The sequence below is a fragment of the Cellvibrio fibrivorans genome, from assembly GCF_031457055.1.
In the GTDB taxonomy this organism is placed as follows: domain Bacteria; phylum Pseudomonadota; class Gammaproteobacteria; order Pseudomonadales; family Cellvibrionaceae; genus Cellvibrio; species Cellvibrio fibrivorans.
This window is the reverse complement of sequence record NZ_JAVDVX010000002.1, coordinates 165,221-190,657: the sequence shown is the minus strand read 5'-3', so window position 1 is coordinate 190,657 and position 25,437 is coordinate 165,221. Positions and strand designations below refer to the sequence as shown.

The following is a 25,437-nucleotide window of genomic DNA, read 5'->3' as shown; positions in this document are numbered from 1 at the left end:
AAATAGGATGGCTAGCAGATGCCATTACTAGCTAGACTTGAACACCACACAGCCTAATCCCCGCAACTGACAACCTATGTCAGCAGCACCCTTAATAACTGAAGGAGGCTTATATGAGCGAGTTCCGCACCGAACACGACAGCATGGGCGAGGTACAAGTGCCCAAAACCGCGCTCTACGGCGCCCAAACCCAACGCGCACTCGACAACTTCGCCATCAGCAGCCTTACCCTGCCCCCGCGCTTTATCCACGCTGTAGTCCATATCAAAAAAGCCGCTGCCCTCACCAATCGTGAACTGGGTTTGTTGGATGAAGACATCGCTTGGGCGATTTGCGCCGCCTGCGACAGCATAGTTGCAGGGCATTACGTGGACCAGTTCCCGGTAGATGTGTTCCAAACCGGCTCAGGCACTAGCACCAATATGAATGTGAACGAGGTGATTGCTCATATCGCCAGCGAACTGGCAGGGCAAAAAGTGCATGCTAATGACCATGTAAACATGAGCCAAAGCAGTAACGATACGATTCCCAGCGCAATCCATGTAAGCGCTGCCCTAGCCCTTAAGCAGCAACTGTTTCCCGCACTGGAAGAATTACATACCAGCTTACTCGGAAAAGCGGAAGCGCTGGCCGATACAGTGAAAACTGGTCGCACCCATTTAATGGATGCTATGCCCGTGACATTTGGGCAGGAAATAAATAGCTGGGCGAGTCAAATTGAAAGCAATTATGTGCGCTTGCAAATGGCACTGCCGCAATTATTACGCTTGGCACAAGGCGGCACAGCCGTGGGAACCGGCATTAACGCTCACACGGAATTTGCAGAAAAATTTGCAGCGCATTTAAGCGAAGCAACTGGATTGATGTTTGAGCCTGCAGATAATTTTTTTGCACTCATGAGTGCTCAAGACACGTCCGTTGCAATTTCAGGACAATTAAAAACACTCGCCGTCAGCTTGATGAAAATCGCCAATGATTTGCGCTGGATGAATTCTGGTCCACTCGCCGGTTTGGCAGAGATCAGTTTAAAACCACTACAACCCGGCTCATCGATTATGCCAGGCAAAGTCAATCCGGTAATTCCTGAAGCGGTGACCATGGTGTGCGCACAAGTCATGGGGAACGATGTAAGTATTGGTATTGCCGGGCAATCCGGTAATTTCCAATTGAACGTGATGTTGCCATTAATTGCCTACAATTTATTGCAATCCATTGAATTACTCAGCAATGCGAGTAATGAACTGGCCGATAAAACTATCGCCACTTTTACCGTCAATCACACCAACCTGCAAAAAACGCTCGCGCAAAATCCGATTTTAGTGACCGCATTGAATCCGATTATTGGGTACGAAAAAGCCGCAGCAATTGCCAAAAAAGCTTATAAAGATGGGCGCGCAATTATCGATGTTGCACAGGAAGAAACTGATTTGAGCCGTGACGAATTGGAGCAATTACTAAATCCAGAAAAATTAACTCGCGGCGGTTTGTAAAAAGCTGTCTTTTAAACGATTGAATGAGATAACCCCACAATGGATTTTGCTGTAGAGACACTGTTATTTTTATTTTTCGCTGCCACCGTTGCAGGTTTTATGGATACACTCGCTGGCGGTGGTGGTTTGATCACTATCCCTGCGTTGGTTGTATCCGGCGTACCACCACTCGCAGCCTTGGGTACCAATAAATTACAAAGTAGTTTTGGTTCAGGAACATCGAGTTTTTTATTATTTAAACGCAAAAAAATCCACTGGCAAGAATTGCGCCCCATGATGGTTGCCGCTTTTGTTGGCTCGGTCGCCGGCACAATAATTGTACAATTTATTGATGCCAAAGTACTTGGATTTATGATCCCACTGGTACTAATCATCATTGCCGCTTATTTTATTACCGCACCCTATTTACAGCTTGAATCGACTGAACCAAGAATGTCGAATAATGTTTATCAAAAAACTGTGCTGCCTGTTATTGGAATTTACGATGGTATGTTCGGACCCGGCACAGGATCTTTCCTTGCAGTTGCGGGTGTCAGTTTACGCGGACTGGAATTAATCAAAGCCACAGCGATTGCGAAGCCACTCAACTTCGCCACCAATATCGCCTCGTTAATTGTTTTTATCTTTGCAGGTCAAATTATGTGGCTTGCGGGGTTCGCTATGATCGTCGGACAAATGCTCGGAGCTTGGATGGGTTCGCACTACCTTTTTAAAGTTAACCCAAAGGTATTGCGGATACTGATTGTTACAATTTGTTTGATCATGTTAGGGCAGTATTGGTACAAACAAATCGCTGTTTAAGGCTTTTACCAATAGCATCAGGAATCACACATGATGAACTTCTCCAACATAATCAGTCGATTGGTGTTGATACTGCTGAGCAGTACCACCGGCGCTTGCGTGGTCACCCCTAAAAAAGGGGCAAGCTATGATGAAAAATGCATGGTATCTACGCAGAAAATTGTACTCACCACAGAGCAAATGCGAACGTTCGATGAAATAGACTGCCTTACCAGGAGTTGTAAAGAAGAGGTAACGGGTGCCTTGGTCGTCGCGACCCTAACGGCTACCACAAGTGCAATAGTATCGGGATCTGTCGCATTAATAGGCAACACACTCTATTGGCTAGAGAGCCAAGGCGAGTGCCCGAATAAAAATCATCAGAAAGAAGATAAACTTCAAGTATTACCAGAGGGCACAGATGAGACCTACTTGATCAGAGAAGAAGTAATTACCGCTAGATCCTGATTTTATTATTCACATCACGATTCGCCGCAATTGGACGCTGCTCAATCACTTCCCGACCTGATTTTGCCATACGATCGTAAAGCACAACATGGACTGTAGCGGCGAGATTCATACAGCCAATGGTCGGGATGTAGACCACGTGCTGGCAATGATCTAACAACTCTTTTTTTATCGAGCCATCTTCCGGGCCGAAAATATAATAGGCGTTATCGGGATGCACAAAATCCATCAGTGGAGTTGCACCTTCAATTAATTCGATGGCGACCAGTGTGGCATTTTCCGGAATATCATCCAGTAAATTTTCCACACCTACTAACGCAATTTTTCGGCCAGCATCTTTTGTATCGGTCGCAAATTTTTGTGCACGCTCAAAACGCACTCCGCTATAAAAAACGGTAGTGGCTTCGTAGCAGCCAGCCGCACGCATGACCATCCCAACATTGGCAGGGCTCTTAGGGTTGACGAGACCTATGTGTGCGGATTTTTTGTACATAGCAAAAACCTGAAAAAATAGTAACTATTAAAAATAGGATAGTGGTGTTTTGGGCGCAGCAATCGGCGCACCTACGATCAGGAGAGGCGCTGTTTAAAATCGGTGTAGCCAAATTCACGGATAACGTCTAACTCATCAGTGCGTGAATCCCAAATGGCAATAGCGGGTAAATTAATACCATTGAACGTGGTGGTCTTCACCATTGTGTAGTGAGCCATATCGTCAAACATTATACGTTGGCCAACTGTTAAAGACGCGCGGAAACTGTAATCGCCTATCACATCACCTGCTAAACAGGTCATCCCACCCAAGCGATAGGTATGTGCAAACTCATTGGGCATTCCTGCCCCCAATACATCGGCGCGGTATGGCATCTCTAATACATCCGGCATATGGCAAGTTGCTGAGGTATCCAAAATAGCCTGCGCAATACCATTCCAGGTAATATCTAATACCTCCGCCACCAGCACACCGCTACGCAGTGCAACCGCCTCGCCCGGCTCTAGATAGACATCTAATTGATGGCGAACACGGAAAGATTTAATCAGCTCAATTAACTCATCAACTTGGTAATCTTCACGACTGATATGGTGGCCGCCCCCAAAATTGATCCATTTAATTTGCGGGAAATATTTCCCAAATTTTTCTTCAACGGCAATCAATGTGCGCTGTAATGGAGGGAGATCTTGTTGGCAGAGCGTATGAAAATGCAAACCGCTAATGCCATCAAGAATATCTGGGTCATCACTCACTGCCTGTTCAAATTGCGCAACAGTCACTCCCATACGCGAACAGGGTGCACAGGGATCGTATAGTTCAGTTTCACCTTCAGAATGCTCAGGATTAATGCGAATACCAAACTGCAATTCAGGGCGTTGTTGTTGTGCAGTTAACGCACGTGATTTAAATCGTGACCACTGCGAAAACGAATTGAATAGCACATGATCGGCAACCTTCAAAATTTCGATTAAATCGGACTCTTTATAAGCGGCTGAATAGCAGTGTACTTCTCCACCAAATTCTTCTCGCCCCAAACGCGCCTCATGCACACCACTTGCACAGGTACCCGAGAGATGCTGACGAAATAAAGGAGCAAGATTCCAGCAAGAAAAAGCTTTTAATGCAGCAAGTACTTTTGCACCGCTTTCGCGCTGTACGCGGTTGAGGATTTTTAGATTATCTTGCACAGCCGCCTTGTCGATCACATAACAAGGTGATGGAACGCGTGCTGTATTAAAGTGCGTGAAATATTCGCGCTTTTGCATTACTCACCCTTCAATCGCACTTGGATCGACTTCCACAACTTGCCAAGGCAAACCGTATTTATTGAGATCCTCCATAAATGGATCCGGATCATACTGCTCCATATTCCATACCCCCGGCTTTTTCCATTTGCCTTCCAGAATCATTTTTGCACCAATCATGGCGGGCACACCAGTAGTGTAAGAAATCGCCTGGGATTTTACTTCGCGGTAGCACTCCTGATGGTCGCAGACATTGTAAACAAACATAGCCACAGGCTTACCATCTTTAATACCTTGCGCAAAACAACCTATACAGGTTTTGCCTTTGGTTAAAGGACCAAGGCTTGCAGGGTCAGGCAGCAATGCTTTTAAAAATTGCAGCGGGACTATTTCGCGACCTTCAAACATCACCGGCTCAATGCCAGTCATGCCGACATTGCCCAGGACCTCCAGATGTTTTAAATAATTATCTGAAAAGGTCATCCAGAAACGCGCGCGTTTAATTTCTGGAAAATGTTTAACCAGCGATTCAAGTTCTTCGTGGTACATCATGTAGATTTTTTTAGGCCCAATCTCTGCCGGAAAATCAAATACTCGATTAATGCTGAGCGGCGCAGTTTCAACCCAATTTCCATTTTCCCAATAGCGGCCATTGGCTGTAACTTCGCGAATATTGATTTCCGGATTGAAATTGGTCGCAAACGGCAAGCCATGGTCACCAGCATTGCAATCGATAATATCCAGATAATGAATTTCATCGAAGTAATGTTTTTTCAAATACGCGGTATAAACGTTAGTTACGCCTGGATCAAAACCGGAACCAAGTAACGCCGTCAGACCGGCATTTTTAAATTTATCCTGATACGCCCACTGCCAGGAATACTCAAATTTTGCCGTATCCAATGGCTCGTAATTCGCGGTATCGAGATAATCCAAACCAGTTTCCAAACAAGCGTCCATAATCGTTAGGTCTTGGTAAGGCAATGCCACATTAATTACCAAGTCCGGTTTTTCAGCCTTAATCAGAGCTACCAGTTGCGGCACATTGTCCGCATCTACCTGTGCGGTTTTAATGGGGCGATTTAACTGCGCTGCAATTGTTTTACATTTGGATTCAGTGCGACTTGCCAATACTATTTCTGAAAACACCTCGGGTAACTGCGCGCATTTATGTACCACAACACCACTCACACCACCCGCCCCGATAATTAACACTTTTGCCATTAACACTAACTCCAAACCATTACTTCAATTATTTTTCAAAATAGGTATAGCCGCGCAGGCCTTCGGAATAGGCAGCAAGCATAAGTTGGCGATCTGCCAGGGTGATAATGCCATCGCGCACGGCATTTTCTGCTGTTTGACGAAATTGCTCGTAGAGTGCATCGGGATTATATTCTACATAAGTCAACACATCTGAAATGCTATCACCATGCAACTCATGAACAAAATCAATGCTGCTGTCAGGATTTATACGCACACTGGCAACATTGGTATCGCCAAATAAATTGTGCAAATCTCCCAGGGTTTCCTGATATGCACCCACCAAAAACACACCGATATAATATTCCTCGCCATGCTTGATGGGGTGCAGCGCAAGAGTGGTAGATTCCCCTTCCGGACTGGCGAACTTTTGCAACTTTCCATCGCAGTCACAGGTTAAATCGGCAATGATAGCTTGGCGCGTCGGCTCTTCATTTAAACGATGGATTGGCATCACCGGAAATACTTGCCCTATCGCCCATGAATCCGGCAAGGACTGGAATACGCTGAAATTGCCGTAATAAATATCGGCCAGCATCTGTGGCAAACTTTCCAATTCAGCAGGAATGCGCTTGACCTGAGGCAGGAGTGAAGCAATTTTTTGCAACCCGGCCCAATAGATATTTTCACCTAATACACGATGACGCAGGTTAATATCACCTGAATTAAATAGGTCGCGGATTTTATCGCGATAGTAAATAACATCGTTGTAAGACTCTTGCAAATTGGCGACACAAATTACATTGAGTGTGTGCCATAAATTGGCAATCATTTCATGACAATTTGCTGGCAATTCCGCAGGTAATGCTGTTGGTTCAAAGTGGGTGACATCGAGAATATTAAATAACAATACTGCCGTATGTGCGACTGTCGCGCGGCCTGATTCAGTTACAATTGTTGGGTGCGCGATCCCATGGGCATCAAGACTTTCCTGAATTGATTCCACCACATCAATACAATATTCTTGCACCGAATAATTGCGACTGTGGCCGTTAGTACTGCAAGTACCATCGTAATCAATCGCCAAACCGCCCCCCAAATCCAGATAACCAAGCGGCGCGCCCTCACCTACTAGTTCAATGTAATAGCGGCAGGCTTCCAGCACACCCGTACGAATACTGCGAATGTTGGGAATTTGTGAACCCAAATGAAAATGCAGCAATTGAAAACAATGCAACAAATTGGCATCGCGCAAGGTATCAATAACAGTTACCAGTTCATTGGTATTTAAACCAAATAAACTGCGGTCACCACTATCCGCACTCCAGTGGCCTTCCACCTTGGTAGACAGTTTTAGGCGGACTCCAATCAATGGTTCTATGCCGAGAGCGCGGCTGCGCTCAATGACAAATTGCAATTCAGTTAGTGTTTCCAATACAAAGAAACATTTAAAACCTAATTTACGCGCTTGCAAACCCAGTGAAATAAATTCGGCATCTTTGTAGCCATTACAAATAATAACGCTTTCGCGATTGGTAATCGTCGCAAGGGCAATCATCAATTCTGCTTTGCTGCCCGCTTCAAGGCCGTGATTGTAGCGCTCACCAAACCGCGCGATTTCGGCAATCACATGTTTTTGTTGATTGACCTTAATCGGAAAGGCTCCGCGATATTGGCCGCGATAGCCACTCGACTCAATCGCGTGTGCAAACGAATCGTTGAGGATGCTAATACGTGAGTCGACAATATTTTCAAGGCGCAATAACACCGGCATCTGCAAGCCGCGCTGCTGCAAACCGTCGACGATTTCCATTAGCGATACATTAGCTTCACCTTCTGGAGTCGACGCTCGCACCACAACGTCTCCTCGTGGTGAAACGCCAAAATAACCACTGCTCCATTCATCAATGCCATAGAGATCAGCCGATTGGCGCACAGACCAAATTTTGGATTCTTCTGGGTTATTCAAAATAGTTCCGTCCTGTGTAATTAACAGTTTGCAAATATTAATAGCCCCCTCAATAACTGGGGCAAGAATGGAAAATGGCGCGCAATTTTCCACATTTTCTGTGAAAAATAAAGCATCACACCATTATGGACAGAAATTAATCTGCAACAAATGAGCCTATTGCGCAGATTGTTGTTGAAGATACTGAATAAGTACACCCATATTTTTGATGTAGGCGCCAGTGGAAATCCCCATGACGGGATCATCTACCGGAAAAGGGGATGTATCCCATTCATCGCCGACCATAGTAGCAGCATACTCGTTAGTGGCCTTGGTTATCGGTGCGACGCCTTTGTAAGGGTTGGTAGTGTAATAAAGTGGCGTTGGCCAATAACCTTGCTGATTGAGCGCCCCAATTAATGCAGCCGCTTGCTCGGTAAGATTTTTTGTTTCAGGTATTTTTTGTGCGCGAAAATTTAGATCTGACACACTGACTTTGCCAAGGGTAAAATATTTGGGTAGCGCAATATTAGTCATCGCCTTCAACGGTGAGTTTACAGTCACCTCTTTCGGCGTGAGCCGTAACACCTGCTCATATGCCGCACGCAATTTGGCAAGATCAATTGTGCTTGCCGATTTGTAGTGCGCCAGCATATTGCCGGGCGTGTAATCAACATAATATTCGCCATTACTCACATTGGCGCCGCGCCTGTGGGTAAACAGAGCCTTGTTAGTATCCAGTTCAATAAATGATGGATGGCTGCGCCCCTCATATTCTGGCTTGATAGGTAAGGTTAAACTTTCTAACCAGGCCAATGCTTCTGGAATTCGCGCAAGGAATTTTGTTTCGCCCGTCATGCGATAAAATTTAATCAACTGCTGAATATTTTCAGCAGTCGTCGGGGTATGCAGTGATTTGGGTTCATAAGAGCGTGCACCTGCAGGAACTAATTCAGGTGTGTACTGCAACGCCCAACCCGGCTGCGGCTGCCCCATTTGCGTGACCAAAAAACTATTCATCGCACGAATCACCGGTTCACGCACACGCGCCTCGCCGAGGATTTGGTAACACATTAATAGGAAATCGATATTTTCAGCGGCAACATCGTCATTGAAGGTGATGAACGATGAATAATCTGCATGATCTTTATAAGGATGGTCGTACATCAACGGAAAGCGCTGCGGCCAACCACCAATGGGATATTGGCTCGCCAGCATAAAATGGATGGCTTTATCGAGTGCTGGGCGATATTTGGAATCACGTTTTTCACTATATAAACGCAATAAAAATTTTGCCGCTTCTGCTGTGCCGACATCATCAAAGGTCGCATTGCCGTAATAATGTTGGAACTCTTCCAGGCGCCAGGCATTTTTGCCAATAGTGGCATACCACTCTTTAAGTGCGGTCTCCCCGGCAAAATCGGCAACATAATTCCAACCACCGCTCGGATGCTGGGCGTAAATAATTGCACCTGCAACCTTTTCGGCAGCTACGTAATAAAACTCATCACCCGTAGCGTGATAGGCATCAAGAAACAAATGCCCCACACTTGCAGTACCCGGTGGTTGCATCCAAATCATCGAACGGCGTGCTTCAAGCTCGCCCCACTGGCGGGAAAAATCCGGCAAGTAAGACCACACAAAACCACCGCGATAACTCACCTTTTCCAACATAAATTGACTGGCAGTTTTCATGGTGTGCCGTGTTTGCTCAGGCGTGGGCGTCGCAGCTATTGCCTGGGTGAAGTGAGTGCAGAGAAAAACATAGCTGAAAAAAAACAGGTTGATGATGCGCATAGCCACTCTCTAATTATAGATATCCAATTACGGATGCTATTTGTTATGGATTTTGCGACCGAAAAAAATTACCGATAAAAACGTTCACTGACATCAGGTTAGCACTGTTTTTAGATGTAATTATTGAAGTGCAGCAGAGCAATCATAAGTGTCTTGCCGAAGTAGTTATAGGCGATTAACACTTTTTATCCAGCCAGGCAGGAAGGCTACTCAGGAAACCAATTGCGGAAACAGCCCTTTAATACCTCCCGCAATAAACTCCACCGCAATTGCCACCAAGAGCAAGCCCATTACCCGCGTAGACATGACAATACTGCGCTTACTCAAATGCTCGCTAAACCAGGGCAGGAATTTAAAGCAGAGCATCAATGCAGCACTTACCAATAAAATACACAGGGTGATCGACAAGTAATGCGTAACCGAATTGGATTGATGGGCATAAACAATGACTGCACTCATCGCTCCCGGCCCAGCAAGTAGCGGCATAGTGAGTGGCACCAGTGCGATGGTTTCATCTTGTGCCGCCTCGATATCTGCAGGCGTATGGCCACGGGATTGCAGCATCCCCAACCCCATCAATAACAAGATCACACCACCCGCACAGCGGAAAGCATCGACACTAATCCCAAACGCCCAGAGTATCCACTCACCAAACAACAGTGCCACCATCAATGCAAAAAATACCGAAACAACCGTAAGGCGAGCGGTTTTTAGACGCTGCTCTTTATTCTGATGAACGGTAAGTGCAATAAAAACGGGGATGGCCCCTAGAGGATCGACAATCGCCAACAGGCCGACCAGGAATTTGGTGTATTCGGTGATTTCCAACATGATCATGCTCTACCGCTGACAGTCATTGCTCAGAGTGTAGGCTAATTTCGCGTGCATAGCATCGCACCAAGATCAGACACCAAACAAATCAATTTGTTTAGCTGCTGGCACCTTGGCATCAAGTTTGTGTATTTTTTTAGTTCGTTTTTGTTTCATGCGCGAGCCATGTTTAACCAATACGCGCTGTGCGCTTTCCTGACCTTCATCACTCTTGCGTATGACACTAATTCGCTCTTTCATGATACGAATATTATGTTCCGCGTCCACCAAGGGGGCGGGATAACCTGGCAGTGTTATTGATTCGTGACAGGCAATTTGCTCTGCACTGAATCCTCGTAATTCGGGTACCCAACGCTTGATAAATTGGCAATCAGGATCCTGATCCATCAACTGCTTGAGCGGACTATAAACGCGAATGGTGTTGATACCGACAATCGCCGCTTGCATTTGTATTTGGGAGAAATGAATACCCGGCTCGTAATCAGTAAACAAACGCGCCAGCGGGTATTGCAGATCGCGCCAATGGATGTGCAGACCAAAACACGCAAAATTTACCAGCATCGCGCGCATCCGAAAATTTAAAAAACCCGTCGCCTGCAAACACCGCATACAGGCATCGATCAAGGGGAAACCGGTATGGCCATCAATCCATGCATCTAGCCTCGCTGCATCCCGTGAATATTCCAGCTGTTCATACGCAGGGTTTAGGGCGCGCGACTCCATCCAACTCGCCGATTCCAATCGCTGCACAAAATGATCGCGCCAAAATAAACGAGCGCTAAAACCCTCCAAACTTTTGTGCCAACGCTGAGCAAGTTTATTGTCAGGCTGCGCGTTTAATAGTTCTTCTAACTCAGTTAAGCGCCGATGGAGGCGTGAAAAAATCCGCCGCAAACTGATGGTGCCCCACGCGATATGGGGTGATAAACGCGATCCGTAGAAAAAAGCTTTGTTAGGCGATGAAATACCGCCGCGATAGCCAATGCCGCGATCACTCAAAAAACTATCCAGCGTGCGCTTCGCCCTGCGCTCATTCACCACTTGTACACTCGACCATTGAATGCGCTCATCCAACAGTTGAGGAGCCAGCTCTTGCAGCTGTGGAATTTGATAACAATCATGCTGATTAATAGTGAGTGAGGGCAACAACGGTTGTGGTACCACTTCCGGCACTGGCAGTGGTTCACTATCAAATAAACGTTCAGCGATATATTGTTGTCGGTTGTCGCGCGAACGCAAAGCTCGCACCACACCAGATTGCGGAACTTCTTGCCAAATCACCGATTCAGCATCACACCATTTTTTTACTGCAATATCACGTTTAAACGTAACTGCCGCGCCGGTTTCTTCGTGTGAAAAAATATGAGTGAAATGAATATGCTGTCTTAAAAGAGAAAATCCGAGTGGCAAATTACATCGCACTATCAGCAACTCAGCCCCACGCAGTCGCAGTGAATTTTGTAGATCAGCCAAGGCAGTAAGCTGTGCGTGTAGATGAAAGGCAGATGCGTCTTGGGCAAGATAAATATCTGACTCAAGAAAAAAAACTGGAATGACTTGGCCACACTCAGTCAATGCCGCATGTAACGCAGCATTATCATCAAGGCGAAAATCGCGTTTTATCCACCAGAGCGCGAGCATGCAAAAACCAAAATGAAAGAGGTTTTATGCATACGTTAAACGTTGACGGTTAGATCTGAGTGAATAGGAAAAATGTGACGATGAAAAAAATGGTAATAAAAAAGGCGATCCGAAGATCGCCTTTTCGAAACAACCAAACCGGAAAAATTACCAGCCAGTGATTTCTTTCAGTGCTTTACCGATATCAGCCAAGCTCTTAACAGTCTTAACACCTGCATCTTCCAGTGCAGCAAATTTCTCGTCAGCAGTACCTTTACCACCAGAAATAATCGCACCAGCGTGACCCATGCGCTTACCAGCAGGTGCAGTTACACCGGCAATGTAAGATACAACAGGCTTAGTCACGTTAGCTTTAATGAACGCTGCCGCTTCTTCTTCTGCAGAACCACCGATCTCACCAATCATTACGATTGCTTCGGTTTGTGGGTCAGCTTGGAACAACTTCAGGATATCGATGAAGTTGGAGCCTGGGATTGGGTCACCACCAATACCGACACAAGTAGATTGGCCGAAACCGTAGTCAGTCGTTTGCTTAACCGCTTCATAAGTCAAGGTACCTGAACGCGATACGATACCTACTTTACCTGGCTTGTGGATATGGCCTGGCATGATGCCAATTTTACATTCGCCCGGAGTAATAACACCTGGGCAGTTAGGGCCAATCAAACGCACGCCCAACTCGTCACACTTCACTTTTGCGTCAAGCATATCGAGGGTTGGGATACCTTCAGTAATACATACAATCAACTTGATGCCACCGTTAGCCGCTTCAAGGATTGAGTCTTTACAGAAAGGAGCCGGAACGTAGATAACTGATGCGGTTGCGCCAGTCGCTTCTACTGCTTCAGCAACAGTGTTGAACACTGGCAGGCCGAGGTGAGTTTGACCACCCTTACCTGGAGTTACACCACCAACCATTTTGGTGCCGTAAGCAATCGCTTGTTCAGAGTGGAAAGTACCTTGCGCGCCGGTGAAGCCTTGGCAGATTACTTTGGTGTCTTTGTTAATTAAAACGCTCATGTTCTTGGCCCCTTATTGATTCGCAGCAGCTGCAACAACTTTCTTGGCTGCGCCAGTCAAGTCGGTATCGGCAATAATGTTAAGGCCGCTTTCGCCCAACACTTTTGCACCCAATTCAGCATTGTTACCTTGCAGACGAACAACAACAGGTACTTTTACGCCTACTTCTTTAACTGCACCGATTACGCCTTCTGCGATCATGTCGCAACGTACGATACCGCCAAAGATGTTGATGAATACGGCTTTAACCGCGTCATCAGACAAAATGATTTTGAACGCTTCAACTACGCGCTCTTTGGTAGCACCACCGCCTACGTCGAGGAAGTTAGCCGGTTGGCCGCCGTGCAATTTAACGATGTCCATGGTACCCATCGCCAAACCAGCGCCGTTTACCATACAACCGATATCACCACCGAGCGCAACGTAGTTCAGTTCCCAAGCAGCAGCATGAGCTTCACGCGCATCTTCTTGTGATGGGTCTTGCATTGCTTTCAGTTCTGGATGACGGTACAGAGCGTTGCCGTCGATTACCAATTTGGCATCCAGGCAATGCAAATTACCTTCCGGAGTGATTACCAATGGGTTAACTTCCAACAGCGCCAAATCTTTCTCTTTGAAGAGTTTGGCCAAGCCGAGAAAAATGTTAACGAATTGGTTAATTTGCTTGCCTTCCAAACCGAGCTTGAAAGCCAGATCGCGACCTTGGAAAGGCTGTGCGCCTACCAGTGGATCAACAGCAACTTTAAGGATTTTTTCAGGAGTGTCATGAGCAACTTTCTCAATCTCTACGCCACCTTCGGTAGAGGCCATGAACACGATACGACGGCTTGAACGATCAACTACAGCGCCCAAGTACAACTCTTTGGCGATGTCGGTGCAAGTCTCAACCAAAATGCGGCTTACTGGTTGGCCTTTCTCATCAGTTTGATAAGTCACCAGATTCTTACCCAACCACTTTTCAGCGAAAGCGCGGATATCTTCTTTGCTCTTAACCAGCTTTACGCCGCCCGCTTTACCGCGGCCGCCAGCGTGAACCTGAGCTTTAACGACGAACATATCGCCGCCGATTTGATCCGCGGCAGCAACAGCCTCTTCAACAGTCGCAGCAGCAATGCCCTTAGAAACAGGCAGACCATATTGGGCAAACAGTTGCTTACCCTGATACTCGTGCAAATTCATGGTGTAGTTCCATTTGACGATGGTTGGACATGCAATTATCGATAAACATGCCAACTGGGTTATCGATGGAGACGAACCTTATGAGTTCGCCCCCGCCTAAAAAACGAGGACTCTATGGTTCTCTTAACGCTTCTTCTTGTTGGCTACGTGGATGGCATGACCATGCACCGCCAATGCTGCTTCGTGGATAGCTTCAGACAGGGTTGGGTGACCAAACACCATCATGCCCAAATCTTCCGCACTGGAACCGAACTCCATTGCAATCGCCACTTGCTGAACCAAATCTGCAGCGCTTGGGCCAACAATGTGGGCACCAAGAATGCGATCAGTTACGGCGTGAGCAATAATTTTTACCAAACCCTGGGTTTCGTTAGCAGCCATAGCACGGCCAGATGCTGCAAACGGGAAAGTACCAACGTTATAAGGTTCACCCGACGCTTTAACTTGCTCTTCAGTTTTACCCACCGAAGCAACTTCCGGGTGGGTGTAAATTACGTTAGGAATAATGTCGTAATTAATTTGTGATTTTTGGCCAGCGATACGCTCGGCAACCATCACACCTTCCTCCGAACCTTTGTGAGCCAACATCGGGCCACGCACTACATCACCAATTGCCCATACACCTGGCGCATTAGTTTCGCATTGTTCGTTTACAAAGATAAAACCGCGCTCATCCAAATTAACGCCGCTGTCAGCAGCCAATAGATTTTCTGTGAAAGGGCGACGACCAACACACACAATCAACTTATCAAACGTTTCTTGCTGCTCTTTACCTTCTTTATCCAAATAGGTAACGGTCACTTCTTTGCCGTTTACTTTTGAACCGGTAACGCGTGAACTGGTACGGATATCCAAACCTTGTTTGGTGAGGATTTTTTGGGTTTCTTTCGCAATTTGCTGATCCATAATTGCGAGGAAACTATCCAATGCTTCCAACACAGTGACCTTGGAACCACAACGATTCCAGACAGACCCCAATTCCAAACCAATTACGCCAGCGCCGATTACACCTAAACGCTTTGGCACTTCGGTGAATTCCAACGCACCAGTAGAATTAACGATAATATCGTTATCAACAGGTGCCGGTGGAATATTGATGGGGCTGGAACCTGAAGCCAAAATAACATTTTCAGCTTCATACACAGTTACCTTGCCCTCAAAGTCAGTCACTTCGACTTTCTTGCCAGCAAGTAATTTACCAGTGCCGAACAAGCTGGTAACGCCATTTGATTTAAACAATCCAGCAATGCCACCCGTCAAATTTTTGATGATTTGATTTTTACGCGCAATCATTGAAGAAACATTCAACTCTACGCCTGAAGTGGTAATACCATGAAGGCCAAGATCTTCTTTTGCTTCGTGGTATTTGTAAGAGCTATCGAGTAATGCTTTAGAGGGAATGCAACCTACGTTCAAGCAAGTACCACCGTTAACACCCTTGCCTTCTTCGTTTTTCCATTTCTCAACACACGCAGTTTTCAAACCTAATTGCGCGGCACGAATGGCAGCAACATAGCCCGCAGGGCCAGAACCGATAACTATCACATCAAATTTTTCAGACATAACAATGTTCCTAAATTATTAACAGTCGGCTACAACCTTGTGAGTGGTAACCCTTCACATAAAAACGCTCCTGGGTTGCCAGAAGCGTTTCAAAAAAGCAGATTAGATTTCCAACACTTTATATTTCTAGAAGAATGCGCGCTGGATCTTCCAACAAATCTTTGATGGTCACGAGGAATTGCACAGCCTCTTTACCGTCGAGCAAGCGGTGATCGTAAGACAGTGCCAAGTACATCATCGGCAGAATTTCTACTTTGCCATTGACCGCCATTGGGCGCTCTTGAATTTTGTGCATGCCCAAAATTGCAGACTGCGGCAGGTTCAAAATCGGCGTAGACAAAAGTGAACCGAACACACCACCGTTGGTGATGGTGAAGGTGCCGCCAGACATTTCTTCAATACCAAGTTTGCCATCACGTGCTCGCAGACCAAAATCGCGGATAGTATTTTCGATGGTGGCCAGACTCATATTTTCGGCATTGCGCAACACAGGAACTACCAAGCCTTTTTCAGTCGATACTGCAACACCGATATCCTGGTAACCGTGATAAACAACATCGTTGTTGTCGATAGAGGCGTTTACAACAGGGAAACGACGCAGCGCTTCAGCAGCGGCTTTTACAAAGAAACTCATAAAGCCCAAACGTGAACCGTTATGCGCTTTTTCAAATTGGTCTTTGTATTTTGCACGCAGTGCCATTACCGGAGCCATGTTCACTTCATTGAACGTGGTCAGCATTGCCGTAGTGCTGGATGCTTCAAGCAAACGCTCGGCAATACGCTTACGCAAACGCGTCATAGGTACGCGCTTCTCAACACGATCACCTACGGCTTCGATTGCGGCAACAGGTACAGGCGCAGCAGGAGCGATCACCGCTGGTGCTGATTTCAAATGATTGGCAACATCTTCTTTGGTAACACGGCCATCTTTACCGCTGCCAGCGACAACTGCAGTATTCACATTGTTCTCTTCAGCCATTTTCCGTGCTGCAGGATTTACCAATTTTTCAGCGGTTGCGGCAACAGGCGCTGCTGCAGGAGCTGGAGTACTTGCTGCAGGAGTACCTGCTGCCACGGCACCCTCAACAAAACGGGCAATCACTTCATTACTCAATACAGTCTCGCCTTCACCTTTAATAATTTCAGCGATACTGCCATCTGCAGGTGCAACCACTTCCAACACAACCTTGTCGGTTTCAATATCAACGATCAACTCATCGCGCTTGACGGCTTCGCCTGGTTTTTTGTGCCAGGTTGCTACCGTGCCATCGGCAACGGATTCAGGGAAGGTAGGGGCTTTGATTTCGATACTCATGCTATTCCATCTCTCTGTAGCGCTAGGATTATTTGATCATTTAATCAGTTAGTAAAAGCACTCAAACAGTGAGCGCTTTATTCACAAAACGTTTTTCTTCTTCAAGGTGCGCAGACATGTAACCGCCCGCTGGTGCTGCCGATGGATCACGACCCACATAATCCAAATACATTTCTTTGCCGTACAACCCCTGCACTACATGGCGCATATGGTGTTGACTGCTATACCAAGCTCCCTGGTTCATTGGCTCCTCCTGGCACCAGAAGATATCTTTGATATCCTTGAATGGCGCCATAGCAGCTTTCAATTCTTCTTCAGGGAATGGATACAATTGCTCCAAGCGGATCAAGGCCACATTTTCCTGCTTGCGTGCAGTTCGCTCTTCAAGCAGCGTGTAATAAACCTTACCACTACACAAAATTACCCGCTCAACTTTGGACGGTTCGACGGTGCTATCGCCAATCACATTTTGGAAGCTGCCGTTGGCCAATTCTTCCAGCGTAGATGTTGCCAATTTATGACGCAGTAACGATTTCGGACTCATTACCACTAATGGACGACGCATCGGGCGAATCGCCTGACGACGCAGCATGTGAAATACCTGCGCGGGTGTAGTTGGTACACAAACCTGAATATTGTGTTCTGCACACAATTGCATGAAACGTTCAAGACGCGCAGAAGAGTGCTCCGGCCCCTGCCCCTCATAACCGTGTGGTAATAACATGGTCAAACCGCACAAACGACCCCACTTGTGCTCACCACTGGTAATAAATTGGTCGATAACGACTTGAGCGCCGTTAGCGAAGTCACCGAACTGCGCCTCCCAAATCACTAAACCGGTTGGCGATGTTGTTGAATAGCCATACTCGAACGCTAATACGGCCTCCTCTGACAAATAAGAATCGAACAACTCAAAAGACGGTTGGTTAGGGGCCATATTCGCCAGAGGCACATAAGAAGAACCGTCTTTCTGACTGTGAACTACCGCATGACGATGTGAAAAAGTACCGCGACCAACGTCTTGACCAGTCATGCGAACCTGATAACCCTGTTCAACCAGAGTAGCGTAAGCCAATGTTTCGGCCATACCCCAGTTAAGCGCCAAAGCACCAGCGGCCATTTTGCGGCGGTCTTCGTAAATTTTTTCAACTTGTTTTTGCAGCACGATTCCATCAGGAATTTCGCACATTTTATTTGCTGCAGCCTGCAGTGTTTTGAGTTCACAACCGGTTACTGCCGGCGTCTCCCAATCGTGGCCGATATAGGGCGACCAATCTACAAACAAGCTGCGATCCGGCTCGCTTACCAAACCACTCGCAACATTTTCGCCACGATCCAAGGCTGCGCGATACACGGTAGTCATCTCGTCAGCTGCCGCTTGGCTGAGCAGGCCCGCTGCAACCAACTTATCGGCATAGAGCGTGCGAGTAGTTTTGAGATTGCGAATAATTTGATACATCAACGGCTGAGTTGCAGAGGGCTCGTCAGTTTCGTTGTGACCGCGACGGCGATAGCAAACTAAATCAATTACCACGTCCTTCTTGAACTCATAGCGATAATCCATCGCCAATTGCGCCACAAACAATACTGCTTCAGGATCATCACCATTCACATGAAAAATCGGGCACTCGATCATTTTGGCGACGTCGGTACAGTACTCAGTTGAGCGTGCATCTTCACGTTTGTTAGTGGTGAAACCCACTTGATTGTTGATCACAAGATGTAAGGTACCACCAGTACCGTACGCGCGAGTCTGGGACATTTGGAATGTCTCCATCACTACGCCTTGGCCTGCAAATGCAGCATCGCCATGCACATTGATAGGAACAACTTTGGCACCGGTTTTGTCGTTGCGACGATCCTGACGGGCGCGCACAGAACCTTCAACCACGGGTGATACGATTTCCAAGTGCGACGGGTTAAACGCCATCGCCATGTGTAACTCTCCGCCAGGAGTCATTACGTTGGAAGAAAAACCTGAGTGATATTTCACATCGCCAGAGGTATTCAATGAACGCTTGCCATCAAATTCTGCAAACAATTCTGCAGGGCTTTTACCAAACACGTTGATCAACGCATTAAGGCGCCCACGGTGAGCCATGCCCAATACTATTTCTTTTGCACCGTAAGTACCCGCGCGCTTTACCAAGGCATCAACTAACGGAATAAAACTTTCGCCACCTTCGAGACCGAAACGTTTGGTGCCTGGATATTTACTATCGAGATGACGCTCAAGGCCTTCCGCAGCTGTCAAACGCTCGAGGAGGGCAAGGCGCTGCTCTTTACTGAATTCAGGATTCGAGCGCACGCTCTCAAGACGCTGTTGCAACCATTGTTTTTCAGCAAGGGGCGTAATGTGCATAATCTCGGCACCGATATGACCGCAATAGGTCTTCTCTAATGCCTCAACAATTTCACGCAGGGTCGCCTGCTCTTTGCCGATAAACAAGCTGCCAGTGTTAAATACAGTATCCAGGTCTGCATTGGTCAGGCCGTGAAAACCTAATTCCAAATCGGCGACCGGATCGCGCTTCATCAATCCCAAAGGATCCAACTGGGCCTTTTGATGACCGCGGAAACGGTAGGAACTGATCAGTTGTACTACCTTGATTTGTTTTTGCTCGTGCTCAGCACTAACCGAGCCACCTGCAACGGCAACGGTGCGCACACGGGATTTACCCAATTGCTCGAATTGAGCGCGAATGACCGAATGGGGAGTATCTTGAGTCAACACACCGTTGATACGTGGTAATTGATCGAAGTAATTGCGCCATTCTTCAGGAACGGCATTAGGATTGTGTAGATATGTGTCGTAGAGCTCTTCGACATAAGCAGCGTTCCCACCAGAGATGTGAGACGTACTCCAAAATTGCTCCATAATGCTGTCTTGCATTCCACTCACCTTAATCATTGGGGACTCAGGCAAATCCCCTGCTATCAACTAGCGGTTAGCTACCAAACGTTTTCAACTTGTGATTAAAAACGCCGCTTTTAAGTTGCTGCAACACCGGGTTACAACAAACAGTTCTTCAACGCAGCGAGCACCAAAGTGCTCACTTTGTCATCAAATTTTTGCCAGCTTCAGATACAGAAAAGCGCCACCTTAGGTAGCGCTCTGTAACAACATATTGCGAATATGGCCGATGGCTCTTGTCGGGTTCAGCCCTTTGGGACAAACCGCCACACAGTTTTGGATACCATGGCAACGGAATACGCTAAAAGGATCGTCCAGATTGGCAAGTCGTTTCTCGGTCGCCAAATCACGACTATCAGCCAGGAAACGATAAGCCTGTAATAAACCAGCCGGACCGATAAATTTATCGGGATTCCACCAGAAGGATGGGCAGCTGGTTGAGCAGCAGGCGCAGAGTATACACTCATAAAGGCCATCGAGCTTCTCGCGATCTGCAGGTGATTGCAAACGCTCAATTGCTGGTGCTGGCGTATCGTTTTGCAAGTATGGCTCTATTTTCTTGTATTGATCGTAGAACTGGGTCATATCAACTACCAGGTCACGAATCACTGGCAAACCGGGCAACGGGCGCAAAATCAAAGTATTGTTCTTAATGCACTCGGAGATTGGCTTGATGCAAGCCAAACCGTTTTTACCATTGATATTCATGCCATCAGAACCGCACACACCTTCGCGGCAAGAGCGGCGATATGCAAGACTTTCGTCTTGTGCTTTCAGTAATTCCAATACATCCAATACCATCAAATCTTTACCCTGAGTATCCAGCTCATAGGTTTTCATATAGGGCGCATTATCTGTATCAGGGTTGTAACGATAAACTTGTACTTTCAACATGACTTCTGCTCCCGATTGTTAGTAGGTACGTTTTTTAGGTTGGAAAGCTTCCATAGTGCGCGGTTTGAAATTTACCGCACGCTTGCCAACACGCTTATCAATGGGGAAATACATGGAGTGACACAACCAATTAGCATCGTCACGATCTTCAAAATCTTCACGCGCGTGCGCGCCGCGCGATTCTTTACGCTCTTCCGCTGCAATCGCCGTTGCTTCTGCGACTTCAAGCAAGTTTTGCAATTCTAATGCTTCAATACGCGCAGTATTGAATGCATTGCTCTTGTCAGTAATAGATACATTTTCAATACGCTTGCGCAGCTCAGCCAGTTGCTGGATACCTTTTTGCATAAACTCACCTTTACGGAATACACCGAAGAAGTTTTGCATAATGGTTTGCAACTCTTTACGCAGTACTGATGCGCTCTCACCGCTATTAGATGTATTTATTTTGTTTAGGCGCGCCATCGCTTTATCGATATCAGATTGAGTGGCATCGCGATGCTCAATACCCTCACGCAATGCTTTCTCAATGTACAGACCAGCTGCACGACCGAACACAACCAAGTCGAGCAATGAGTTTCCACCCAAACGGTTAGCGCCGTGCACAGACACACAAGCAACTTCACCACACGCAAACAAACCATCAATCACCACATCATTTCCATCAGCATCGACGGTCAACGCTTGCCCATTCACGTTAGTTGGAATGCCACCCATCATATAATGGCAAGTTGGAACTACAGGGATGGGAGCATATACAGGGTCAACGTGTGCGAAGGTGCGCGACAACTCGCAAATACCAGGCAATTTACTCTCGAGCACTTCTTCACCCAAGTGATCGAGCTTCAGCAGTACGTGATCCTTATTAGGACCTACACCACGACCAGCAATAATCTCCTGGATCATGGAGCGCGCCACTACGTCGCGACCAGCAAGATCTTTCGCATTAGGAGCATAACGCTCCATAAAGCGCTCGCCATCGGCGTTGATCAAGTAGCCACCTTCACCGCGGCAACCTTCAGTTACTAATACACCGGCACCGGCGATACCGGTTGGGTGGAACTGCCACATTTCGATATCTTGCACAGGAAAGCCAGCGCGCAACGCCATACCAACACCATCGCCAGTATTGATGTGAGCATTAGTAGTAGAAGCGTATATGCGCCCTGCACCACCGGTTGCCAACACAGTTGCCTTGGCTTTTACATAAACTGTTTCGCCATCTTCGATATTGATCGCGATAACACCAACCACTGCGCCGTCTTCATTTTTCACCAAATCAACTGCAAACCATTCATTAAGAAATACGGTTTTGTTTTTCAGGTTGCCTTGGTACAGAGTGTGGAGCAGTGCGTGCCCGGTACGGTCTGCCGCAGCGCAAGTACGCGCCGCCTGGCCACCTTCACCGAAGTTTTTAGATTGGCCACCAAATGGACGCTGGTAGATACGGCCTTCATCTGTACGGGAGAATGGCAAGCCCATATGCTCCAATTCAAATACCGCTTCAGGGCCTACCGAACACATGTACTCAATCGCATCCTGGTCGCCGATATAGTCGGAACCTTTGATAGTGTCATACATGTGCCAACGCCAATCATCATTTGGATCAGCACTGGCGATCGCACAAGTAATACCGCCCTGGGCAGATACAGTGTGCGAACGCGTTGGGAATACTTTTGTAATTACTGCTGTTTTGTAACCGGATTGTGCCAACTGCAAAGCGGCGCGCATACCAGCACCGCCGCCGCCAACCACAATACCGTCAAAAGAAATCGTGCGCATATTAGCCATTAATTAATACCCCAAATTACTTGAACACCCCAGACAAGATAGGTGACTGCAACTGCACCCAGCACTATCTGTGCGAATATACGAAGGAAAGTCGCTTTGGAGCCTAATAGACGGGTAGTTAAATAATCAGTGAGCACAGCCCACAAACCGATCCACGCATGCGATATAAAGGAAAGAAGGGTAACAAGGGTAAACACACGCATCCACAGTTGGTTATAAAGGGATTGCCACTGTTCGAAAGTCAATTCAGGATTACATGCAAGATAAGCCACGATAAAAATAGTGTACGCCGCCATGACGGCACCACCGACGCGTTGGATTAGCCAATCATAAAGGCCACTGCGTCCAAAACTGGTTACTGAAGTTACCATACCCACACCCCCGCCAACACGATCAACACAATGGCAATAGCCAGTGCGATTTTGGCACCAGTTTGACCACCTTTAAGAGATTCACCGATACCGAAATCCATAATCAAATGACGGATACCGAGCACCATGTGATACGCCAAACCAGCCAAAACTGCCCAGAGAACAAATTGGCATACAGGGTTTGCGGCGAGATCGCTAATGCTGTTAAAACCTTCTTGCGAATCAAGACTGGCATCCAGCATCCATAAAAGGACAGCTACGCCTGCAAAAAGGAAAACGCCGGAAGCACGATGAAGAATGGAAACGTAAGCAGTGACGGGGAGTTTAATAGTCGCTATATCTAGGTTGACAGGTCTTTTCTTGTTCACGGTCTATCTCACCTTTATGCCCATCGCGGGCAGGTTTAAGAATAAGCGCTTCACTTTTTATCATTTAAAAATGACCTTAAATGAAACACGCCCTGCAAGTCGCGCAGCATTATAGAGATTGGACTCTGGAAACACAAACAAAAAGCCGTGCAGAATTCCCTTCACGCTGGCAAGGAAAAATATTACTGCACTTTTAACGATGTTTTTACACAACACATTGATTATATTGAAAGATTTTAATAAAAATGCACCGCAAGCGCGCGTTTTTACCATTGCCGCTCCACATAAGTGCAGGCACATCGGTGAGTTTTTCAGCAATGTGAGACGCCACCACATGAGCACTCAGCTATGGCGCGAAAATTTCCGAAAAAGATAAAAGAAATTGCCCCAGAGATGTGCCAAAAACTTTCGCCTTAACAATTAAGTCATCTATAATGCCGCTCGCAAACGGCAGTGTCGGCCCACCATAAGAAACCGACTAGTCCATAAAAAACATAGCCGGCCTATGACGCTATTAAAAGTAGAGCTATTTGCACAACGCAAAGCTACCTACAGTTTTTATCAGTTGAGTAGAGCGAAACATGCTTTTCTCAAGCCTTTAGTCTTAATCAGTAAGCACAGGAGTCAGTAATGACTGACAAGAAAGCACATCTCTCGATTGATGGCATTGATTCGACAATTGAATTACCAATCTATGCCAGCACAATCGGACCTGACGTTATCGACGTCACCAGTATTACCAAGAATGGCTTTTTCACGTTTGACCCGGGCTTTATGTCCACCGCCTCATGCGAATCCAAGATTACGTTTATTGATGGCGATGAAGGCGTGCTACTCCACCGCGGTTACCCGATTGAACAACTGGCTGTCTCTTCTGATTATCTCGAAACTTGTTACCTCTTATTAAACGGCGAATTGCCAACTCCGGCGCAAAAAGACGAATTTACTGCCGCGATCAAAAAACACTCCGCTGTCGATCCCTCCATTGCCAATATCATCAAGAGCTTCAAACGCGAATCCCATCCGATGGCGATTTTGTGTAGTGCTGTCGCAGCCCTGGCCGCGGTATACAACGATGAAATCGATATTACCAACGCTGAAAGCCGCAAGCTGACCGCTTACCGATTGATTGGTCAAATGCCAACCTTGTCGGCAATGGTGTACAAACACCGCAAGGGCGAAGAGTTTATTGCCCCGGATGACAGCCTGAGCTATGCCGAGAATTATTTGAACATGACCTTTGGCACGGCGGGCAAAGCGCCTAACGTGAGCAAAACGATTGCCAAGGCCATGGATCGTATTTTTGTATTGCATGCAGACCATGAACAAAACGCATCGACATCTACCGTGCGCCTGTCCGGCTCTTCAGGCACCAATCCATTTGCCGCTATCGCTGCTGGTATTTCAACCTTGTGGGGCCCTGCCCATGGCGGCGCCAACGAGGCGGTATTGGAGATGCTGGAAGAAATCGGCACTGTGGAAAATATCGAAGCTTGTGTTGCACGCGCTAAAGATAAAACCTCTGGCTTCCGCTTGATGGGCTTTGGTCATCGTGTTTACAAAAACTTCGACCCTCGCGCCAAAGTAATGAAGCAAACTTGCGATGAAGTACTGGCCGAATTAGGCCTGGAAAATGATCCACTGCTTGCAATTGCAAAACGCCTCGAACAAATCGCACTGGAAGATCCATACTTCATATCCAAAAAGCTCTATCCTAACGTTGATTTCTACTCCGGCATTATCATGAAAGCAATTGGTATCCCAACCGAAATGTTTACCGTGATTTTTGCTTTGGGTCGTGCGGTGGGTTGGTATTCCCACTGGGATGAAATGGTGAGTGGCCCTTACAAAATTGGCCGCCCACGTCAGCAATACACTGGCAGCCCGAAACGCGACTATCCAAAAAAGTAAGGCCAAAAAAAGTAAGTCATAAAAAGTAATCACTGTAAAAGCTACAAACAAAAAAGGCCGCACTGAAAACTGCGGCCTTTTTTATTGACGCTGCCCCCGAAACGCCCCCACGCACCGCAATTCAATCAGTTCGCGCACCATTTCAAACAAATGCTAAAGCGCCGGTTCAGAAATTCCCTCTATACTCCCACCACAGATCACACAGGCTTTTGCAAC

At 46.8% G+C, this 25,437-nt stretch carries 21 protein-coding genes; 4 read left to right on the top strand and 17 right to left on the bottom strand.

Annotated elements, in window-relative coordinates:
• Nucleotides 1-113: 113 nt before the first annotated feature.
• The 3 genes from J2X05_RS05710 to J2X05_RS05700 are packed head-to-tail and all read left to right on the top strand — an operon-like array spanning nucleotide 114 to nucleotide 2,738.
• The gene (locus tag J2X05_RS05710; RefSeq protein WP_310069897.1) at nucleotides 114-1,490 is read left to right on the top strand and encodes a class II fumarate hydratase; all 1,377 of its coding nucleotides are present in this window, start codon (nucleotides 114-116) and stop codon (nucleotides 1,488-1,490) included.
• Nucleotides 1,491-1,529: 39 nt separating this feature from the next.
• Nucleotides 1,530-2,291, top strand: coding sequence for a TSUP family transporter (locus J2X05_RS05705; RefSeq protein ID WP_310069895.1), 762 nt, complete (start codon nucleotides 1,530-1,532; stop codon nucleotides 2,289-2,291).
• Between the two features lie 30 nt (nucleotides 2,292-2,321).
• Nucleotides 2,322-2,738, top strand: coding sequence for a hypothetical protein (locus tag J2X05_RS05700; protein ID WP_310069893.1), 417 nt, complete (start codon nucleotides 2,322-2,324; stop codon nucleotides 2,736-2,738).
• On the opposite strand, the gene J2X05_RS05695 is transcribed toward J2X05_RS05700, so the two are convergent.
• The 17 genes from J2X05_RS05695 to J2X05_RS05615 form a co-directional block, all read right to left on the bottom strand.
• Nucleotides 2,728-3,231 (bottom strand): RNA methyltransferase, encoded by a 504-nt coding sequence (locus J2X05_RS05695; protein ID WP_310069889.1) that lies wholly within the window; start codon nucleotides 3,229-3,231, stop codon nucleotides 2,728-2,730. The two genes, J2X05_RS05700 and J2X05_RS05695, sit on opposite strands and share 11 nt — an antisense overlap.
• A gap of 77 nt (nucleotides 3,232-3,308) precedes the next feature.
• A complete protein-coding gene (nspC, locus tag J2X05_RS05690; RefSeq protein WP_310069886.1) occupies nucleotides 3,309-4,496 on the bottom strand; it encodes a carboxynorspermidine decarboxylase in 1,188 nt (395 codons plus the stop codon).
• Nucleotides 4,497-4,499: 3 nt separating this feature from the next.
• Nucleotides 4,500-5,699 (bottom strand): saccharopine dehydrogenase family protein, encoded by a 1,200-nt coding sequence (locus J2X05_RS05685; protein WP_310069884.1) that lies wholly within the window; start codon nucleotides 5,697-5,699, stop codon nucleotides 4,500-4,502.
• A 28-nt stretch (nucleotides 5,700-5,727) separates the two neighbouring features.
• Nucleotides 5,728-7,647 (bottom strand): biosynthetic arginine decarboxylase, encoded by a 1,920-nt coding sequence (speA, locus tag J2X05_RS05680; RefSeq protein ID WP_310069883.1) that lies wholly within the window; start codon nucleotides 7,645-7,647, stop codon nucleotides 5,728-5,730.
• Nucleotides 7,648-7,803: 156 nt separating this feature from the next.
• A complete protein-coding gene (locus tag J2X05_RS05675; protein WP_310069882.1) occupies nucleotides 7,804-9,321 on the bottom strand; it encodes a pectate lyase in 1,518 nt (505 codons plus the stop codon).
• 312 nt (nucleotides 9,322-9,633) lie between these two features.
• On the bottom strand, nucleotides 9,634-10,254 hold the full coding sequence (locus J2X05_RS05670; protein ID WP_310069879.1) for an NAAT family transporter: 621 nt from the start codon (nucleotides 10,252-10,254) through the stop codon (nucleotides 9,634-9,636).
• A gap of 72 nt (nucleotides 10,255-10,326) precedes the next feature.
• Entirely contained in the window at nucleotides 10,327-11,895 is a 1,569-nt protein-coding gene (locus tag J2X05_RS05665; RefSeq protein ID WP_310069876.1) for an FAD-binding domain-containing protein, read from the bottom strand.
• A gap of 147 nt (nucleotides 11,896-12,042) precedes the next feature.
• Entirely contained in the window at nucleotides 12,043-12,915 is an 873-nt protein-coding gene (gene sucD, locus J2X05_RS05660) for a succinate--CoA ligase subunit alpha (RefSeq protein WP_310069873.1), read from the bottom strand.
• A gap of 12 nt (nucleotides 12,916-12,927) precedes the next feature.
• The gene (gene sucC, locus J2X05_RS05655) at nucleotides 12,928-14,094 is read right to left on the bottom strand and encodes an ADP-forming succinate--CoA ligase subunit beta (RefSeq protein WP_151057411.1); all 1,167 of its coding nucleotides are present in this window, start codon (nucleotides 14,092-14,094) and stop codon (nucleotides 12,928-12,930) included.
• 123 nt (nucleotides 14,095-14,217) lie between these two features.
• A complete protein-coding gene (gene lpdA / locus J2X05_RS05650; protein WP_310069868.1) occupies nucleotides 14,218-15,657 on the bottom strand; it encodes a dihydrolipoyl dehydrogenase in 1,440 nt (479 codons plus the stop codon).
• A 118-nt stretch (nucleotides 15,658-15,775) separates the two neighbouring features.
• Entirely contained in the window at nucleotides 15,776-16,972 is a 1,197-nt protein-coding gene (gene odhB / locus J2X05_RS05645; protein ID WP_310069865.1) for a 2-oxoglutarate dehydrogenase complex dihydrolipoyllysine-residue succinyltransferase, read from the bottom strand.
• Between the two features lie 61 nt (nucleotides 16,973-17,033).
• A complete protein-coding gene (locus J2X05_RS05640) occupies nucleotides 17,034-19,865 on the bottom strand; it encodes a 2-oxoglutarate dehydrogenase E1 component (protein WP_310069862.1) in 2,832 nt (943 codons plus the stop codon).
• 210 nt (nucleotides 19,866-20,075) lie between these two features.
• Nucleotides 20,076-20,780, bottom strand: a complete 705-nt coding sequence (locus J2X05_RS05635) for a succinate dehydrogenase iron-sulfur subunit (protein WP_310069859.1) — start codon at nucleotides 20,778-20,780, stop codon at nucleotides 20,076-20,078.
• Nucleotides 20,781-20,798: 18 nt separating this feature from the next.
• Nucleotides 20,799-22,571 carry a succinate dehydrogenase flavoprotein subunit gene (sdhA, locus tag J2X05_RS05630; RefSeq protein WP_310069857.1) on the bottom strand — a complete coding sequence of 591 codons (1,773 nt, stop codon included), beginning with the start codon at nucleotides 22,569-22,571 and terminating at the stop codon, nucleotides 20,799-20,801.
• Nucleotides 22,571-22,942 carry a succinate dehydrogenase, hydrophobic membrane anchor protein gene (gene sdhD, locus J2X05_RS05625; protein ID WP_310069853.1) on the bottom strand — a complete coding sequence of 124 codons (372 nt, stop codon included), beginning with the start codon at nucleotides 22,940-22,942 and terminating at the stop codon, nucleotides 22,571-22,573. The genes sdhA and sdhD overlap by 1 nt, the downstream gene beginning before the upstream one ends.
• Nucleotides 22,936-23,310 carry a succinate dehydrogenase, cytochrome b556 subunit gene (gene sdhC / locus J2X05_RS05620; RefSeq protein WP_310069852.1) on the bottom strand — a complete coding sequence of 125 codons (375 nt, stop codon included), beginning with the start codon at nucleotides 23,308-23,310 and terminating at the stop codon, nucleotides 22,936-22,938. Before sdhC ends, sdhD begins: the two co-directional genes overlap by 7 nt.
• 60 nt (nucleotides 23,311-23,370) lie before the next feature.
• The gene (locus tag J2X05_RS05615) at nucleotides 23,371-23,583 is read right to left on the bottom strand and encodes a hypothetical protein (protein WP_310069849.1); all 213 of its coding nucleotides are present in this window, start codon (nucleotides 23,581-23,583) and stop codon (nucleotides 23,371-23,373) included.
• A gap of 357 nt (nucleotides 23,584-23,940) precedes the next feature.
• Here J2X05_RS05615 and J2X05_RS05610 point away from each other — a divergent pair, with 357 nt between their 5' ends.
• The gene (locus tag J2X05_RS05610) at nucleotides 23,941-25,221 is read left to right on the top strand and encodes a citrate synthase (RefSeq protein WP_310069847.1); all 1,281 of its coding nucleotides are present in this window, start codon (nucleotides 23,941-23,943) and stop codon (nucleotides 25,219-25,221) included.
• The last annotated feature ends 216 nt before the right edge of the window (nucleotides 25,222-25,437 follow it).